11 protein-coding genes are annotated in these 16,602 nt (G+C 50.2%); 3 read left to right on the top strand and 8 right to left on the bottom strand.

Annotation, left to right across the window (positions count from 1 at the left end):
• The first annotated feature begins 22 nt into the window (after positions 1 to 22).
• The gene (gene rlmG, locus FDW96_RS04030) at positions 23 to 1,159 is read left to right on the top strand and encodes a 23S rRNA (guanine(1835)-N(2))-methyltransferase RlmG (RefSeq protein WP_137349711.1); all 1,137 of its coding nucleotides are present in this window, start codon (positions 23 to 25) and stop codon (positions 1,157 to 1,159) included.
• A gap of 93 nt (positions 1,160 to 1,252) precedes the next feature.
• Entirely contained in the window at positions 1,253 to 2,080 is an 828-nt protein-coding gene (locus tag FDW96_RS04035) for a hypothetical protein (protein WP_252182532.1), read from the top strand.
• A 46-nt stretch (positions 2,081 to 2,126) separates the two neighbouring features.
• Here FDW96_RS04035 and FDW96_RS04040 read toward each other — a convergent pair whose 3' ends face one another.
• The 7 genes from FDW96_RS04040 to ebgR form a co-directional block, all read right to left on the bottom strand.
• Positions 2,127 to 4,145, bottom strand: a complete 2,019-nt coding sequence (locus FDW96_RS04040) for an NADPH-dependent 2,4-dienoyl-CoA reductase (RefSeq protein ID WP_137349712.1) — start codon at positions 4,143 to 4,145, stop codon at positions 2,127 to 2,129.
• Positions 4,146 to 4,375: 230 nt separating this feature from the next.
• Positions 4,376 to 6,727, bottom strand: coding sequence for an alpha-glucosidase (gene ygjK / locus FDW96_RS04045; RefSeq protein ID WP_137365240.1), 2,352 nt, complete (start codon positions 6,725 to 6,727; stop codon positions 4,376 to 4,378).
• A gap of 44 nt (positions 6,728 to 6,771) precedes the next feature.
• Positions 6,772 to 7,848, bottom strand: a complete 1,077-nt coding sequence (gene ygjJ / locus FDW96_RS04050; RefSeq protein ID WP_137349714.1) for a protein YgjJ — start codon at positions 7,846 to 7,848, stop codon at positions 6,772 to 6,774.
• A 133-nt stretch (positions 7,849 to 7,981) separates the two neighbouring features.
• The gene (locus FDW96_RS04055; RefSeq protein ID WP_137349715.1) at positions 7,982 to 9,481 is read right to left on the bottom strand and encodes an APC family permease; all 1,500 of its coding nucleotides are present in this window, start codon (positions 9,479 to 9,481) and stop codon (positions 7,982 to 7,984) included.
• Between the two features lie 96 nt (positions 9,482 to 9,577).
• Entirely contained in the window at positions 9,578 to 12,724 is a 3,147-nt protein-coding gene (locus FDW96_RS04060; RefSeq protein WP_137365241.1) for a glycoside hydrolase family 2 TIM barrel-domain containing protein, read from the bottom strand.
• Between the two features lie 157 nt (positions 12,725 to 12,881).
• Positions 12,882 to 13,328 (bottom strand): beta-galactosidase subunit beta, encoded by a 447-nt coding sequence (locus FDW96_RS04065; protein ID WP_137365242.1) that lies wholly within the window; start codon positions 13,326 to 13,328, stop codon positions 12,882 to 12,884.
• Between the two features lie 189 nt (positions 13,329 to 13,517).
• Positions 13,518 to 14,501 (bottom strand): transcriptional regulator EbgR, encoded by a 984-nt coding sequence (gene ebgR, locus FDW96_RS04070; protein ID WP_061382479.1) that lies wholly within the window; start codon positions 14,499 to 14,501, stop codon positions 13,518 to 13,520.
• Between the two features lie 150 nt (positions 14,502 to 14,651).
• Between ebgR and FDW96_RS04075 the strand changes: the two genes are divergently transcribed.
• The gene (locus tag FDW96_RS04075) at positions 14,652 to 14,984 is read left to right on the top strand and encodes a tRNA-binding protein (RefSeq protein ID WP_079225965.1); all 333 of its coding nucleotides are present in this window, start codon (positions 14,652 to 14,654) and stop codon (positions 14,982 to 14,984) included.
• A 91-nt stretch (positions 14,985 to 15,075) separates the two neighbouring features.
• Here FDW96_RS04075 and ygjG read toward each other — a convergent pair whose 3' ends face one another.
• On the bottom strand, positions 15,076 to 16,455 hold the full coding sequence (gene ygjG, locus FDW96_RS04080) for a putrescine aminotransferase (RefSeq protein WP_167371260.1): 1,380 nt from the start codon (positions 16,453 to 16,455) through the stop codon (positions 15,076 to 15,078).
• Between the last annotated feature and the right edge of the window lie 147 nt (positions 16,456 to 16,602).

Genomic DNA, 16,602 nt, shown 5'->3' on the forward strand with positions numbered 1-16,602 from the left:
ATTTTACCATTCAGGAGGGCCGATGAGCCACATAGACAACGGTTTCCGTTCGCTGTCACTTAAACGTTTCCCGGAGACGGATGACGTTAACCCGCTGCTGGCGTGGGAAGCGGCGGATGAATATCTGCTGCAACAGCTGGACGATACCGAGATTAGCGGCCCGGTGCTGATCCTGAATGATACCTTTGGCGCGCTGGGCTGTGCGCTGGCGGAGCACACGCCGTACAGCATTGGCGACTCCTATTTAAGCGAGTTGGCCACGCGCGAGAATCTGCGTCACAACGACATCGCCGAATCGAGCGTCAAGTTCCTCGACAGCACCGCTGACTATCCGCAGGCGCCGGGCGTGGTGCTGATTAAAATTCCTAAAACCATGGCGCTGCTGGAGCAACAGCTGCGCGCGCTGCGTGAAGTGGTGACGCCGCAAACGCGGATTATTGCCGGAGCGAAAGCACGCGATATTCATACCTCGACGCTGGAGCTGTTTGAAAAGGTGTTGGGTCCAACCACCACGACGCTGGCGTGGAAAAAAGCTCGTCTGATCAACTGTACGTTCAGCAAACCTGAACTGGCCGCTGCTTCGCAAACGCTAAGCTGGAAGCTGGAAGGTACCGACTGGACTATCCATAACCACGCCAACGTTTTCTCTCGTACCGGGCTGGATATCGGCGCGCGCTTCTTTATCGAGCACCTGCCTGCAAATCTTGAAGGGGAGATTGTCGATCTCGGCTGTGGGAATGGCGTGATTGGCCTGACATTGCTGGAGAAAAACCCACAAGCCAGCGTGGTGTTTGTGGATGAATCGCCGATGGCGGTGGCGTCAAGTCGTCTGAACGTCGAAAGCAATATGCCTGAGGCGCTGGATCGCTGCGAGTTTATGATTAACAACGCGCTGTCCGGGGTTGAGCCGTTCCGCTTTAATGCCGTCCTGTGCAACCCGCCGTTCCATCAGAAGCACGCGCTGACCGACAATATCGCCTGGGAGATGTTCCATCACGCCCGCCGCTGTCTGAAGATTAACGGTGAGCTGTATATTGTGGCGAACCGTCACCTCGACTACTTCCACAAGCTGAAGAAGATTTTCGGCAACTGCGAGACCATCGCCACCAATAATAAGTTTGTGATTCTGAAAGCGGTGAAATTAGGTCGTCGTCGTTAATCCAGATGCATTCCTTGCCGGATAGAGGTATAAACACTCCATCCGGCAATATAATTTCCTGCCGGTGAACATAGCCAGGGAGATTATAAGTTAATGCATCAGGATGATGAATATAATAAGAGTAATGATATTCCAGCAGTAATTCGTCAGCTTTCTCAGGCCGGCTTAGCTGGCCCCGTATTTATTTCTCTGAGTTATACCTGGATAGTGATTGATCGCTGGCTTACTGTTTCAACAATAGAAGATTCCGGGTTTGCTATTGCCTCCGTGTTGCTCTGGGGCGGGTTAGCTTTTGGTATCTATAAGTATAGCCGCGTTTGCGCTATTACTGCGTTGCTGCTCTATTTTGTGGACCAGCTAGGCGCTGAGTTGGTGCCTCCAGGCCGTCCGTTCTCCATATTCTGGCTATCCTGTACTTTTGCGCTGATGACGAGTTTTTCTAGCGGAATCATGGGGTGTTGGCAAAGACATAAATATAAGAAGACAGGTGTTGATGGTAGCGCATCGCTTAATAAACGCGTGTCGATATTAACGGCAATTGTTTTTGTTCTCTTCCATTCCGGGATGCTGGGGATGAAATACGTGCAAAAATATACTCGAGAAGCCCTCTGGAAAGAGTTTTATCAACAAACCCTTTCTGACGCGGCTAAACTTAAATTCCCTATAAAACTCAGTAATAATATATCTTTTACTGATATTTATTTTGAGAAACGTACGCTTATTCTGGAACATCAAGTGACCAGAGGTAAGCTCGCTGAGTTGCCTGTTACGGATTATTATCAACATGCTCGTAAGCTTTATCTCAGGTTTTGTGCCGATGGTACCGCGAGCGCTCTCGATCTGAAGATGATAGCGCGCTTTGCTCAAGGGTATGAAACACAGGATCTGACGTTCACGGTAAAAGATTGCGAGCTCCAGTAATAAGAAGCTACGTGGGTATATCACCGACGTAGCTTATGAATGGATCCTAAATAGCCAGCGCCAGCTTCGTCCCCTGTGCAATCGCCCGCCGCGCATCCAGCTCACTGGCCACGTCACAGCCGCCGATTAGATGCACCGTTTTACCTGCCGCGTGGAGCGGTTCGACCAGCTCACGGCGTGGCTCTTGTCCGGCGCAAATCACCACGTTATCCACGTTAAAGATCACTGGTTCGCCGTTCAACACAACGTGTAACCCATCATCATCAATTTTCTGGTAACTGACCGCCGGGATCATTTTCACGCCGCGTGAGAGCAGGGTGGCGCGATGGATCCAGCCCGTCGTTTTACCTAAACCTTGCCCCGGTTTGCTGACCTTGCGCTGCAACATCACTATCTGACGCGGACTGCGGGATAAGTGCGGACCTTCAGGGCGTAAGCCGCCAGGCTGTTGCAGGCTGGTGTCGATCCCCCATTCCACACAGAACTCAGCAATGTTCTGGCTGGTGGGATCGCCTGGCTGGCTCAGATACATGGCGGTATCAAAGCCGATCCCGCCGCAGCCAATGATGGCAACGCGTTTGCCCACCGGCGCTTTATCGCGCAGGACGTCGAGATAGCTCAGCACTTTAGGGTGATCGATCCCCGCGATCGGTGGCATCCGTGGTTCGATCCCACTGGCGAGGATCGCCTCGTCAAAAGTTTCCAGATCGCGCGCGGTGACAATGTGGTTCAGTCTTAGCGTCACGCCCGTCACGTCGATCATCCGACGGTAGTAGCGTAGGGTTTCATAGAATTCTTCTTTGCCGGGGATCTGTTTGGCGATATTAAACTGTCCGCCAATCTCGCTATGGGCGTCAAACAGCGTCACGTGATGCCCGCGCGCGGCGGCATTAATGGCGAAGGCGAGGCCAGCAGGACCCGCGCCGACAACCGCCAGATTTTTCGGCACAGTTACCGCAACGATCGGCATTTTGGTTTCATGGCAGGCGCGTGGATTCACCAGACAAGAGGTGACTTTGCCGACGAAGATCTGATCCAGGCAGGCCTGGTTGCAACCGATACAGGTATTGATTTCATCCGCTCGTCCGCTTTGCGCTTTTGACAGCAGTTCGGCGTCGGCGAGGAACGGACGGGCCATCGACACCATATCGGCATCGCCGCGGGCCAGAATGTCATCGGCGACTTTAGGATCGTTAATGCGGTTGGTGGTGACCAGGGGGATCGTCACATGACCTTTCAGCTTGCGCGTCACCCAGCTAAATGCACCCCGCGGCACCGGGGTGGCGATGGTGGGGATACGCGCCTCGTGCCAGCCAATACCGGTGTTGATAATGGTTGCGCCTGCGGCTTCTACAGCCTGCGCCAACTGGACTGTTTCCTCGAAGGTGCCGCCGTTTTCTACCAGATCGAGCATCGACAGGCGGAAGATAATAATAAAGTCATTGCCGGCACGCTGACGTACTGCCCGTACCACCTCGACGGCAAAACGCATGCGGTTGGCATACTCACCGCCCCATTCGTCGTCGCGCTGATTGGTGCGCAGGGTCAGGAATTCGTTGATGAGATACCCTTCCGAGCCCATCACTTCCACGCCATCGTAGCCCGCTTCTCTCGCCAGCTGCGCGCAGTGGGCAAAATCCTCAATCAGCTGCAGCACTTCATCGTGCGTCAGTTCATGCGGCGTAAAACGGTTGATGGGGGCCTGAATGGCAGAAGGCGCCACCAGATGCGGCTGATAGCTGTAACGCCCGGTATGCAGGATTTGCAGAGCGATTTTGCCGCCTTCGTCATGCACGGCATCGGTAATCACGTGATGATGCGCGAGCTGGCTGGTATCGTTCAGCACCGCGCCGCCTTCCATACCCACGCCGGATAACGCTGGCGCAATGCCTCCGGTCACAATCAGAGCCACGCCGTGACGGGCGCGTTCGGCATAGAACGCGGCCAACCGTTCTGCCCCGTCGGGATATTCCTCCAGCCCGGTATGCATTGAACCCATCAGCACGCGGTTTTTAAGCGTGGTGAAGCCTAAATCGAGCGGGGCGAACAGTGACGGATAGCTCATAAACGTGTCCAGTATGTAAAATTATTGTTATGTGGTCGGATGAGTTAATAATTTAGCCGTCGCAGCGTAAAAGGGAAAAGGGGAATGCCGTGATTGTGATGGGATTCAAAAAAGGAGTGGAGCCAGAGAACGAATTTGCCCGATGTCGGTGCAAGCGCCTTATCCGGCCTGTGAAAATGTGTCCTTGGTAGGCCGGATAAGCGAAGCGCTATCCGGCGATATGTCACAGCTTACTGTTTTTTAAGAAAATCGTTGTACAGCATATAGAGATGCGCCGCGCTCCAGGAGAAATTAGGCGCGCCCTGTTGTGCGCCGGTCAGCGGGTTATAGTTTTCCTGAATCGGACCGTCAGCGGTGAGGCCTTTGGCGTGGCTGAAGAAAGTATCCGCCAGTTTTAACGCTTCATTGCGATAGCCGTAACGCTCCATCCCTTTTAGCCCGAACCAGAACTGATCCACCCAGACGCGTCCGCGCCAGTATATGTCTGGGCCAAAGGCCGGATTGGTCAGCGCTGCCGTGCCAAGCGGCACAAAGGTGTTGAACTCATTAGGATCGAGCATCACCTTAACCACCGCATCCGCGTGGGGCTGCGTTGCTGCGCCGTTAAACAGCGGCGACCAGCCTTCCGGCCCTTTACCACGCTCGACGATCGGTTTACCCGCGCAGCCGTTCGCCAGCGGAATATCTTCTATCCTGATGTCATAGAAGAACTGGGTACCAGGGTCGAACATGCAGGTATTGATGTAATCAGCCAGCTCCTTCGCTAACGACTGATAGTGTTTCGCGTCTTGTGTTTTACCGAGGATGGTCGCCATCTCTGCCAGATAATGGTTGTCGCTGTACATGTAGCTGGCCTGATCGACAGACTCCTGAAGCAAAGAATAGCCGACCAGGTTTCCGTTTTTATCGCGGTTTTCAGCAAAATTGACCGTCCAGTCGCTACGTTTACCGCCATTGGCTACGTACTTATCTAGCTGATCTTTATCAATAAAACCAAAGACTGCCGCATCATCGCGTCCCGATTCCCATCCAGCCGCTTCCTGCGCCGGAATGCTCAGGCTGTCATACTGAGCGCTTTTAACCACTTCTGCATATTTTTTCAATCCAGAGAGCGTCTCTTCCTTGTCACCTTTCTTCACCGTAAACAACATTTCACCACTGTCGGTGTTGTGAGCTTTATCGCGCGTTGCGCCATATTCCGGTACGCCGTTGCCGTTGTGATCGCGGTTACGCAACCACCAGTCGTGGTAGGCCACCAGCTTCGGATACATCTCCTCCAGCCAGGCCTTGTCTTTGGTAACGTTGTAGACTTCCATCACCGACCACGCCGCCAGGCTCGGCTTGGTGTTACGCTCGTTCCAGTTACCGCCGTCGCCGCCGCGTTCCGGGATCTTATTCCAGGTCACCAGGTCGAGGATCATACCGGCATCCTGCGGCCGTATGGGATCGTTGGGCTGTATTTGCCAGTCAAACAGGGCGCGAATGCTGTCTTTCGCAATTTCGGGATTGAAATGCACCATGGCATAGGCGATTTTCCAGCTGTCCCAGGCATAGGTCTGGTTGCCAGAGAACCAACGTGCCGTGACGGAAGGTGTAACGGTATTGTGTTTTACTGCCCCTTCCGGGACGCGCCAGTTACCGGTTAAGGTTTCAATCGCTTTTACCGCGACGCGGGTTTGCTCGGCCGTGGCATCCGGATTGTTTAACCCTTTGTTGAGGTACTCTTCCCAGCGCTGTTGTGAAGCGAGCATGTAAGAAGTCGGGCGCGCCAGAATATCGCGGATTTGCGCCTGTTCTTTACTGACTTCCAGTGAAGTCAGCAGATGTGAATAGGTGGTATAGAACGTGGTTGAACCTTTGATATGCGCCTTGCTGGTGAAGCGATGACCGCTGACCTTCGTTTTCATCGGCAGCGATTTATGCACCTGATATTCTGACTCGCCAGAGGTAAGCAGATCCCAGGTCGAACGCACTTTGCCGAAGGTGACTTTCAGACCATCGCGAGTGGCGACGATTTTGCGTTGATAATCCGGATACTCTTCATCGACGGTTTTGGTCGATGTCGGCTTCCCGTCTTTTGCCTCCACTTTTTCCAGCAGCTCGCCATCCCACACCAGATCCAGTGGGGTATCACTGGTTATCCTGGTTTCAAGCAGCGAAGTGTGTGAATCCGCAAAACGCAGGGTCATGTTAACTTCGATGCCGGGGGCCGTCAGTTTTTGTACCAGCGCGCCCGGAATGCTGTACGCCTGCATCGCGAAGGCCACTTTTTTACCGCTCTGGTACACCGTCAGGCGATCAAAGTTAGTCGCCATAAAATTGATGTACTCCTCTGTAAGCAGAGCGACGCCGGGGAAGCCCCCCATGGTATTTGGGCCGTCTGGCAGCAGGTGCCCATGCCATGAACCCAGATCGAAGAATGGATTAAAGCGCTGATGGCTGTCGTTATTGGTATCACGCATATATTCAGGTGCGCCGTGGCGATCGATAACATCTTTAAAATCGGTGGCGGTTGCTGCATGCGCTGACATGCTAAATAATAATGCGCAGGCTAGCGGGGTTAACGAATATAATTTTTTCATAATAATGAAGCTCCTTTTCACATTTAGCGAAATAAACAGAGAAATTAATGACCCCAGTAGTAATACTGCATCAGGAATATTTTGTTATCTGAATCGTCAGTACTGTTACCCAGGTTGAATCGGCTATCAAAAGCCGTGGCGAATTTACCGCCGCCATATTCGTACCAGATGCCAAATTGCGCATAGGATGTGGTTGTGTCGGGATCGTTATCCAGGTTGTGTTGCGCGTAGCTGTAGGCCGTAGAGAGATAAAAACCTTTAAACGCCTCATACATGGCGCTGACCATCGCGCCGGTTTCCGTTCCCGGATTACCCAGCCCTTCACCACGTCCGGTATGGTGCCAGACACGTGCGCCGAAGTTCGGCGTCAGAAAACCGGTGACAAAAAGTTGGCCGGTGCCATCGGTAATTTCTGTCCCGCCCATCCAGGTGACATCTTTCATAAAGTCATACTGGATATAGCCGTTTGCCATTGCAGGGTAGATATATTTATCGGAGTAGCGATCGTATTTACCAAAATGCAGCCATGCTTTATCTTCATCGGTATGACCAGCCGGTGTCGCGATGATGCTATAACGGAAATCACCGCTAAGGTTTTGTACTTTGACGGCCGTGGCAATATCGCGAGTATTGGGAAGTTCATAACCAAACTCTGGCGTGAAGTCTGCCCAATATTGCAGATCGTCCAGAGAAGAGTCGTTATGCAGGCTCAGAATAATTTCGGTTTTATCATCGGTTCGATAACCACCCCAAAAGCGGTTAATCCCCCCTTCAAAACCACCCCAGCCATGATCGGGCACCCAGGCATTGCCATCGTGGTCTGCCTGTACTGTCCAGCCCTCACCGTATATAAGCCCAAACCAGTGCCCGTATTGCCCCTCCACGCCGCCTTCAATATAAGTACCGTCTTCGTATTTTCCTTTATAATCACCCTCCAGTGCCGTATAACCACCCACCCCCATTTCGCCATAAAAACGAAATGAAGGTGTAGTGTTTGTTATTTCTGGTGTTTTAGTATCGTCGTGTGTTGCTGGAATATTTTCCTCCGCCATCGCCAAAGGAAGGTAGCAACAAAAGGCCAGGGCGAGTAATGCCCTGTAAGTGTTTTTATTAAGTGTCATCTTTCTATTCCATCAGAAGATAATTATTTTATTTTTTCACTGTAAATCTCTTAGTCAACAAGCAACCCTCCTGTTACTTGCATAACGGGAGGGTAGGACTTCAGATAACGGCGTTACAGATTAAAACGGTGTCTTAAACTTTATTAAAGAGTGAGTTATCGTTAGGGTTTTTAATCCTCCAGCGGTTATACATAATGCTGCAATAATAGAACACGGCAATAATACTGACGGGGCCAAGAATAAGCTGGATTAATGACCCCATAAAATTAGCGCTCCAGTCCTCTGGCCCAGGGATTAATGCAGCTACTGTAGACGCGGCGAAAATAATCACGATTGGTGCCACGGATAATAACGCCCAGAAACGCCCTTTACCGAGGAAGTAAAAATCACGTGCGTAATCCTGATGAGTGGACTGCATACGTAGCTTTATATAACCTGCTACCATAAACAGCACGGGAATCGTTGCTGCACCCCCGTCCAGGTTTTTCACTGCCACCAGAATGGTGTTCATTTCCGAGTTAAACTGGCCCAGCATAAACAAAATAATGATGATTGTGACGACAATGCCTTGCATTTTCAGGGCGTTGACTGGCGTGCCTTCACTGTTTACCTCTGAGAGTTTATGGCCAAAAATGCCTTTTGGCGCATCAACAAACAGCATTTTGACCGGCGCGGCAGTCCATAACATCAGGGAACCACACAGTGTGGTGATCATCAGGAATAATGCGATAACATTGGTCCACCAGTCAGGAAACCCTAGCTGCTGGAAGGCGACGTAAATAGCGGATAACAGACCGAGATTGGAAGCCTGTTCAGCAGGTAAAATGAAATTCATCAGGATTGATGAAATTACAATAATACCGGAGAAAATAAAGACGTTAAGAATTAGCCCGGTTCTGAAGTTACGATCACCACCACGGATATTTCGCTTATAAGCGGCCAGTGCTTCCAGCCCGCCCAACGACTGGAGAGCCCAGGACATGGAGGCTACTTTGGACCACGACAGGTCAATGTGCTGTAAGTATTCAGGCGCAATCGGCGTACCGTTAAAAGTCACCGTGCCGGAAGATAACTTCCAGGTTGCGGCAATGATGAACAGCATGGTTAAAGCAAACCCAGCGTAACCAGAGAATGAAAGTGCCCGCGATAGCCATTTGGGGCCTTTCATTGATACCCATGTCGCCAGCCAGAACAGCGCAATCGAAGTAATACTGATCACCGGTTTAAACCAGGTCTGGTTGGTTAATTGGGTAACAAAGGCTACGTCGCTGGTACAGGTGTAAATAAAATAGGTAATGATATTAGGCAGCAGATCGACAAAATAAAAAATATTGACATAAAAGTAAAAGAAACCGGCGATAAACCCCAATTTTCTGCCTAGAATCAGGTTCAACCATGTCTGATACCCACTTTCAGATTCACGCAGCTTTTTAATCGATGAAAGCTCAATGATCATGAATGTATAGGGAATTGCATAAAATAATGAGGCAAAGGCATATAATAACCAGGAGTTATATCCCCAGTCGGTGTATTGACTCACAACGCCTTTAAGAACAAACCCTCCTCCTGCAATGGAGAAAAACAAGAATGTTATTAGAGACATCTGATATCTTGCATCGGATTTTTCAGACATACCATATCCCTTTATTCGTGTATTAAAATAGTTTTATTTGAAAAAATTTCGAATGTCCGTAAAAGGACATTCGAAAAGGGTGTTAATAAAATGGTCTTACACATCAGGACGCACGATGCGTAAATAAAACGCATAGTGATAAGGTTGTACCGGTAGTTGGTAATCTTTGGGAGGTAAAGAACCCCATGAGTTTTGCCCACCCGTCCCCATTTGCGCCAGATCGATGTTCCACGTGGTTATGTCTGCTGGTTGCACATCAACGCCATGTTTATGCGATAACGGCGTTAATCCCGATGCGCTACTGCCATCATTATCAGCGACAAAATCGAGCTCGCTTGCGGCGAAAGGCCAGGCGCTGGTGTTAAGTAACTGCCCGTCGGCAATCGCTTCGAGGCCGAACCCGTCATGATTGACGATGCGCACCCAACGAACATCCGTTTTATTACCGCTTTCCTGCGGTCTGGGGTAGGCGTGGAATTGCTCCCAGGTTGTTCCACCATAGATACCCGCTTTGGCTCCCTTTCTGTCGGCATAAGTTTCTACCGGACCACGGCCAAACCACTGGATATACTTAAACTCACAGGGCAGGGTCAGCTGTGAACCCATGCGTAGCAGAAGGGGGAGTTCGCGGGCTGCTGGAATAAAGTCAATGCTGATGTGCATTTCTCCCGTCGCGTGTATGGTCCAGGTCAGGGTATATCTGCAGTCGACTGTCGGGAGGGTGAATTCGGTAGTGACGACCGCGGTGTGGCTGGATGGCTGCTCGATTATGAGGCTGGATAATTCGCGCAGTTTGCCTGCGTCTTGCCAGATCGCGGATTTATCGAAGAGTTTGGCACCCAGATCGTTATCCGTCAGCCCCCGCCAGAAATTGGGTTCAATACCGGTAAGAATCAGCGCTTTCCCCTCGGCTGACAAGTGAGCCATTCGACCCGTGCTGCGCTCGAACGCGAGAGTGAAAAGGTTACTGCTGATATCAATGGATGTCGGCGTCTCTTGCACAGATAAGGTGAGGGTGTTTGCCTCTGGGCTGAGATGAAAAACTGCCGGCGGCGTTAGGCTGAATTGCTCCCAGGCAATTTCATATCCGCTGCCAATTAGCGGAACTTCATCTTTGGTAACCGCGCTGAGTGTGACGAGGTATTCTTTGTTTTCCTGACGCGAGAGATTTTCCACTGGGACGTGAAGAGTCTGACGTTGCGCGGGCTTCACGTTAAAGCAGCCCAGGCTACCGTGGGCGATTTGGTGTCCGTTTTCAATGATGCTGTACTGAATGTCGCAATGAGATAAGGCAATAAAATCATAGCGATTTTCTATCTCAAATACGCCAGATTGTGGATCCGTTGCGTGAAAACGAATGGGCTGGTACACCTTTTTCACTTCCGCCATATGTGGATGTGGCGTGCGATCGGCCGCAATCAGCCCATCATTCATAAAGTTGCCGTCGCTGGGTTTATCCGGGTGATAGTCCTTACCGTATCCCCAATATTTTTGACCGCGTTCGTTGGTCAATTCCAGCGCATGGTCCATCCACTCCCAGATAAAACCGCCCTGCAGATTGTCGTGCGCGTCGATAATGTTCCAGTAATCACGCAGGATGCCCACAGAGTTTCCCATAGCATGCGCGTACTCAATCATAATCATCGGACGATCGCTGCCCTTGCAGGCAAACTGCTCTAATCGCTCAAGCGTGGGATACATTGGGCAAACAATGTCGCTGTAATACGCTTCGCCAGCGGGTTCATACTGTACCGGTCGGCTGTTGTCTTTCTCTTTTATCCACCGATAGAGCGTTTCAAAAACACATCCGGTTCCGGCTTCATTGCCCATCGACCAGACGATAACGCAGGGGTGATTTTTGTCGCGCTCAACCATCGCCTGGACGCGATCCAGGTGAGCAGGGATCCAGGATTCGGTATCGCCGATTTGCGTTTCAGGTTTTAATGCCAGCGGATGTGATTCAATATTGGCTTCATCAACAATATAGATGCCATATTCATCGCATAGCTGATACCAGCGAGAATGGCAGGGGAAATGGCTGGTGCGGACCGCATTGATATTGTGCTCTTTCATCAATCGAATATCAGTCAGCATATTTTCTTCGGTCGGAACATGACCGAGGGTAGGGTGCAGCTCGTGGCGGTTAACCCCTTTGATCTTAATTGCTTTACCGTTGACGGTGAGCTGGCTGTTGATGATTTGTACTTTGCGAAAACCTATTTTATGGCTGGTCGCCTCGATCACTTCACCCTGCGGGTTAGTCAGGGTAATTAATAATGTATATAGGTTCGGGGTTTCTGCACTCCAAAGACGAGGAGCCTGAACCTTATCAGCGAAACTAAACTGCTGCTCTGTTCCGTTACGGATGAATGATTGATCTTTATCGATTAATACAGAGAAATCATGGGAATCATCCAGCAATTTTGCATTTAGTAAGAGTTCGACAGGTTGGTGGTCATAATGCTTCAGATTGATGCTAACGCTGAATATACCCTGCGTATATTCTTCATTTAATTCTGGTTTACAATAAATATCATAGATGCGTGTTTTATCAGTGGAATAAATGAATACCTCACGTTCGAGGCCAGACATATCCAGCATGTCTTGTTTTTCCACGTAGCTGGCGTTGGCCCAACGGTAAATTTCCAGCGCGATGGTGTTTTCGCCCGCTTTAATGTAAGGGGTGATATTAAATTCAGCAGGGTTTTTAGCATTCTGGGTATAACCTACGCGCTGACCGTTTATCCAGACAAATGAGGCCGTTCTGGCACCAGCTAGCTGTAGGAAGACTTCACGACCGGTCCAACTGTTGTCCAGGTTAAAAGTACGGCGATACGAACCGACCGGGTTATAGTCGCGCGGGATTTCCGGCCACTGGGTGGTGAAAGGGAAACGTTCGTCAATATATATTGCCTTATCAAAGCCTTGTGCTTCCCAGTTGCCCGGAACCTGAATGGTATCCCATGCGGAAACATCATAGTTTTCTTGATAAAACGTTTTGGGTCTTGAGCGCGGATTGCTTGCGCAATGGAATTTCCAGACCCCATTCAAAGACAGATAATTACTGGCTTCTGTAGGAATGTTTTTTATTGCCTGCCAGGTGCTGGTAAACGGAAATAGATAAGGCCGCGGTGGCTCCTTGTTGATTCCATTAATTCGATGATCTTCCAGAACCGCAGGGACATGATCGCGTTCGGCATATAGAGAAGCAATATGCTGTTTGTCAGAGACAACGACACTCATAATATATCTCCAGATCTTAAAGAATTTAATATATTATTTGTGGTGTGTATTTTTTAATTTAATACATCACCGACGAAAATATTTAACTATTTTTCATTGTGACGGCAGATGAAAATAAGCGATAGCTTACTGCCGAAAAGTGATACGAAAATAAGGGTTACACCAGTTGTACTAACGCGTTGGCCATGACTTTAATAACCAATTTTTTAACCATGGCATGTGTAATGAATCGATACGCTTCATTATTGTCACAAATAATAATTTGCCCTTCCTGCACCTGTACGGTTTGTCCTAAACCTCTCAGGTATTCACGGTCAGTTTCCTCTCGGTAACAATCGACCTGCTGGAGTTGCGCTTTCGCCGCATATTCGATTTTCTGGGTTCCGTGTAAAAAGCAATGCACCTCAACGTAACGACGATGGCCGGTAAAAAGCGCATCCGTTGTACTATCAAATCGTACGTCGTAGTTCAGGGCATCTCCCCGTGAATAGACAATGCCTAGCGTGATGTCCCTGGCGCTATCCAACAAATCGGCACAACTTTGCCACCGATGTTGTGTATGCGCATGTTGTTGGAACAGTTCGAAGCTATCGAGAATTCTCATTTTTCTTCCTTATGCACAGAACCTTGATCAACAACCCAGGTGACATCGCAGTATGGTAATCATTTTAGTAAAAGTTTTACTAAATAAAATAGACGAAGTTGATTTACTTTAACTTGATCACGAAATGGAGATATTTGGCAGGTAACGACAGAAGAGGCTTACCCGACGATGGCGTCGGGTAAATGAGGCTTAACGGGTAGTGCCACGTAGTTTTAGCTGGCTCGGAACATAGACCTGAAGCGGTAAAACCCGGCCATCGCGAACTTTTTCGATAAGCAGATTTACCCCCTGGATACCCATCATCTCTGAGTGGATGCGCACGGTTGAAAGCGGAGGAAAGGTAAAGCGTGCGGTAGGAATATCGTTGATGCTGATAAGGGAAATCTGTTCCGGAATGCTGACCCCCTTTTCATGAATCGCGCGCAACACACCGATGGCGATAGAGTCTGAAGCCACGAACAGCGCAGACGGGTAATCTTTTTTGGCCAGCATTTCTTTCGCCAGTTCATAGCCAGAAGCGCTGGAAAAGCTGCCACGATAAATATCCGATTCGGATACCACCCCTTTCAGCCTGCCGTATTCCGCAAAGGCAACCTCGCGAATATCGGCTTCACCAGGCACATCTTCGCCGCCGATAAAACCAATTCGCGTTGCACCTTGCTGAATGAAAAAGTCGATAATTTCCTGACTAATCTGCGTCAGATTAGTATCAACAAAGTCATATTTACCGCCAGGCGGCTGAAAATCGATAAAGCAGATATTGTCCGTCAGGGAAGTAGCGGTATGGCATATCACCTCACTGGCCTTCCCGACTACCAGCACGCCGGTGAGTTTTTTGATGGCGGGGACACTATGATGCTCGTAGCAATTGGTTAGCTCAATACCGAGCTTCTCACACTGGGTTTCGATTCCGTGGCGTATCGACAGATAGTACGGATCGTTGATCTCCAGCTTCTGTTGATAGCTATAGAGCGCAAGGATGTGATGCTGGTTGACGATGTTAACCTGCGTTCTATGGGATGAGCTGCTCTTGTATTCCAGCTTTTCCGCAATTTCCAGAATACGATGCCGGGTTTCCTCTTTCACATTCAGAGTGGGGTCATCATTCAAAACCCTGGATACGGTTGCCAGAGAAACGCCAGCTTCCGTTGCTATATCTTTAAGTGTTGCCATATGTGCCTTTCATACCACCCTTCGACGCATGGGGTATTTATTGTAAAGGAAGCGATATGAGATGCATCTGTTTTTAGTAAATTCATCGCCCTTTGTGTTTCATAAATACCGTGCTATTTTTTAGTAAAATTTTACCAAAAAGGAGGTCGGATGGATAACGTTGCGTTTGCTGATTTCGCCCGGATGGAAATACGTGTCGGAAAAATCGCGCATGTGAAGCGCCATGACAATGCGGATAAGTTGTACATCGTGCAGGTGGATGTGGGAGGACATACGCTGCAAACCGTCACCAGTCTGGTGCCTTATTACAGCGAAGAGGAACTGATGGGCAAAACGGTGGTGGTGCTGTGTAATCTGCAAAAGGCCAAAATGCGCGGTGAGACATCAGAGTGCATGCTGCTGTGTGCGGAAACCGACGACGGTAGTGAAAGCGTGCTGTTAACGCCAGAACGGATGATGCCAGCCGGCGTACGCATTGTGTGAGTTGTGTGATTCTGCCGGATGGCGGCTACGCCTGAGCCTACAAAGGACACACTTTCGTAGGCCAGATACTCGCAGCGCCATCCGACAGGTATTACATCTGCTCCACGCTCACCCGTAATGCTGCCAGGGCTTTGCGTGTTGATCGCAACACCAGATCGCATTGCTCGATCGTTAACGTTAGCGGCGGTTCGATGCGGATCGTCTTGGCATTGTTCAGCGTCCCGGCGACCAGCACCCGCTGGCGGAACATCTCACTGGCAAAGTTATAGCCGATTTCATTATCGACAAACTCAATCGCCATCAACATGCCTTTGCCGCGTACATCGTGTACCAGATCCGGGTATTCCCGCGCAAGCTGGCGGAAACCATCCAGCAACATATCGCCTTTCTGCTCTGCCTGAGCCGGTAAATTTTGCTCCAGCAGGACGTTAATGGTGGCCAGCGCCGCCGCACAAGCGAGCGGGTTGCCGCCAAACGTAGTGGTATGCAGGAAAGGATTATCGAACAGGACGGAGAACACCTCTTCGGTGGCAATGGTTGCGCCAATCGGCATCACGCCGCCGCCCAACGCTTTTGCCAGACACATAATATCCGGCTGCACGTTTTCGTGCTCGCAGGCGAACATTTTGCCGGTACGACCCATGCCGGTCTGCACTTCGTCAAGGATCATCAGCGCGCCAAACTCATCACAGAGCTTACGAACGGCGGTCAAATACCCTTGCGGCGGCAGGATCACGCCCCCTTCGCCCTGAATAGGCTCAAGGATCACGGCGGCGACGTCGTCACCGGTCTTTTTACACTCGCTGAGCATGGTACGCATCGCGTTAATATCGCCAAATGGCACATGGCGGAATCCCGGCAGCAGCGGCATAAAGGGTTTACGGAAGGTGGATTTCGCCGTGGCGGATAGCGCGCCGAGGGATTTACCATGGAATGCGCCGCTGGTGGCAATAAATGTAAATTTACCGCGCGGCGATTGATACGCTTTCGCCAGCTTCAGGGCGGCTTCAACCGACTCGGTCCCGCTGTTACAGAAAAAACTGTATTTCAGTTTACCGGGCGCCAGTGCGGCGAGGGTTTTTGCCAGCATGGCCCGCAACGGGTCAAGTAACTCCTGGCTGTGCAGAGGTTGTTTCGCGAGTTGGTTCTGTACGGCGGAAACCACGACTGGATTACGGTGCCCCACGTTGAAAATGCCAAAACCGCCCAGGCAATCAACAAACTCCTGTCCCTGGGTGTCGACAAGCGTATTAAGGCTTCCCGCTTGCCACTCTACGGCTCCGTAATCCCCGCCTGCAGTTACAGATTTTCGATACTCTAAGAACCCCGGATTGACATGCTCCTTAAAGTACTCAATCACCTCGCGGTTTAATGATTTCATTTCCTCATGATCAAGCGTGCGCTTTTCGATGAGATTCAGTGCGTGTGCGCTGCAGGCCAGGGCCGATGCGCTGGAAGGTAACCTGTTCAAAATATGCTCCCGGAGCTGGCGTATCACATGATACTGATTTAAGTATTGCAGGGATTGCGCCATTCCGGCGCGCTTAGCAAAAATCGGGATAAACACCAGGAAATATCTCATTTGTGCAACATTTAATGCCGGTATTTAACATTTGCT

The organism is Citrobacter sp. TBCS-15 (assembly GCF_005280815.1).
Classification (GTDB): domain Bacteria; phylum Pseudomonadota; class Gammaproteobacteria; order Enterobacterales; family Enterobacteriaceae; genus Citrobacter; species Citrobacter werkmanii.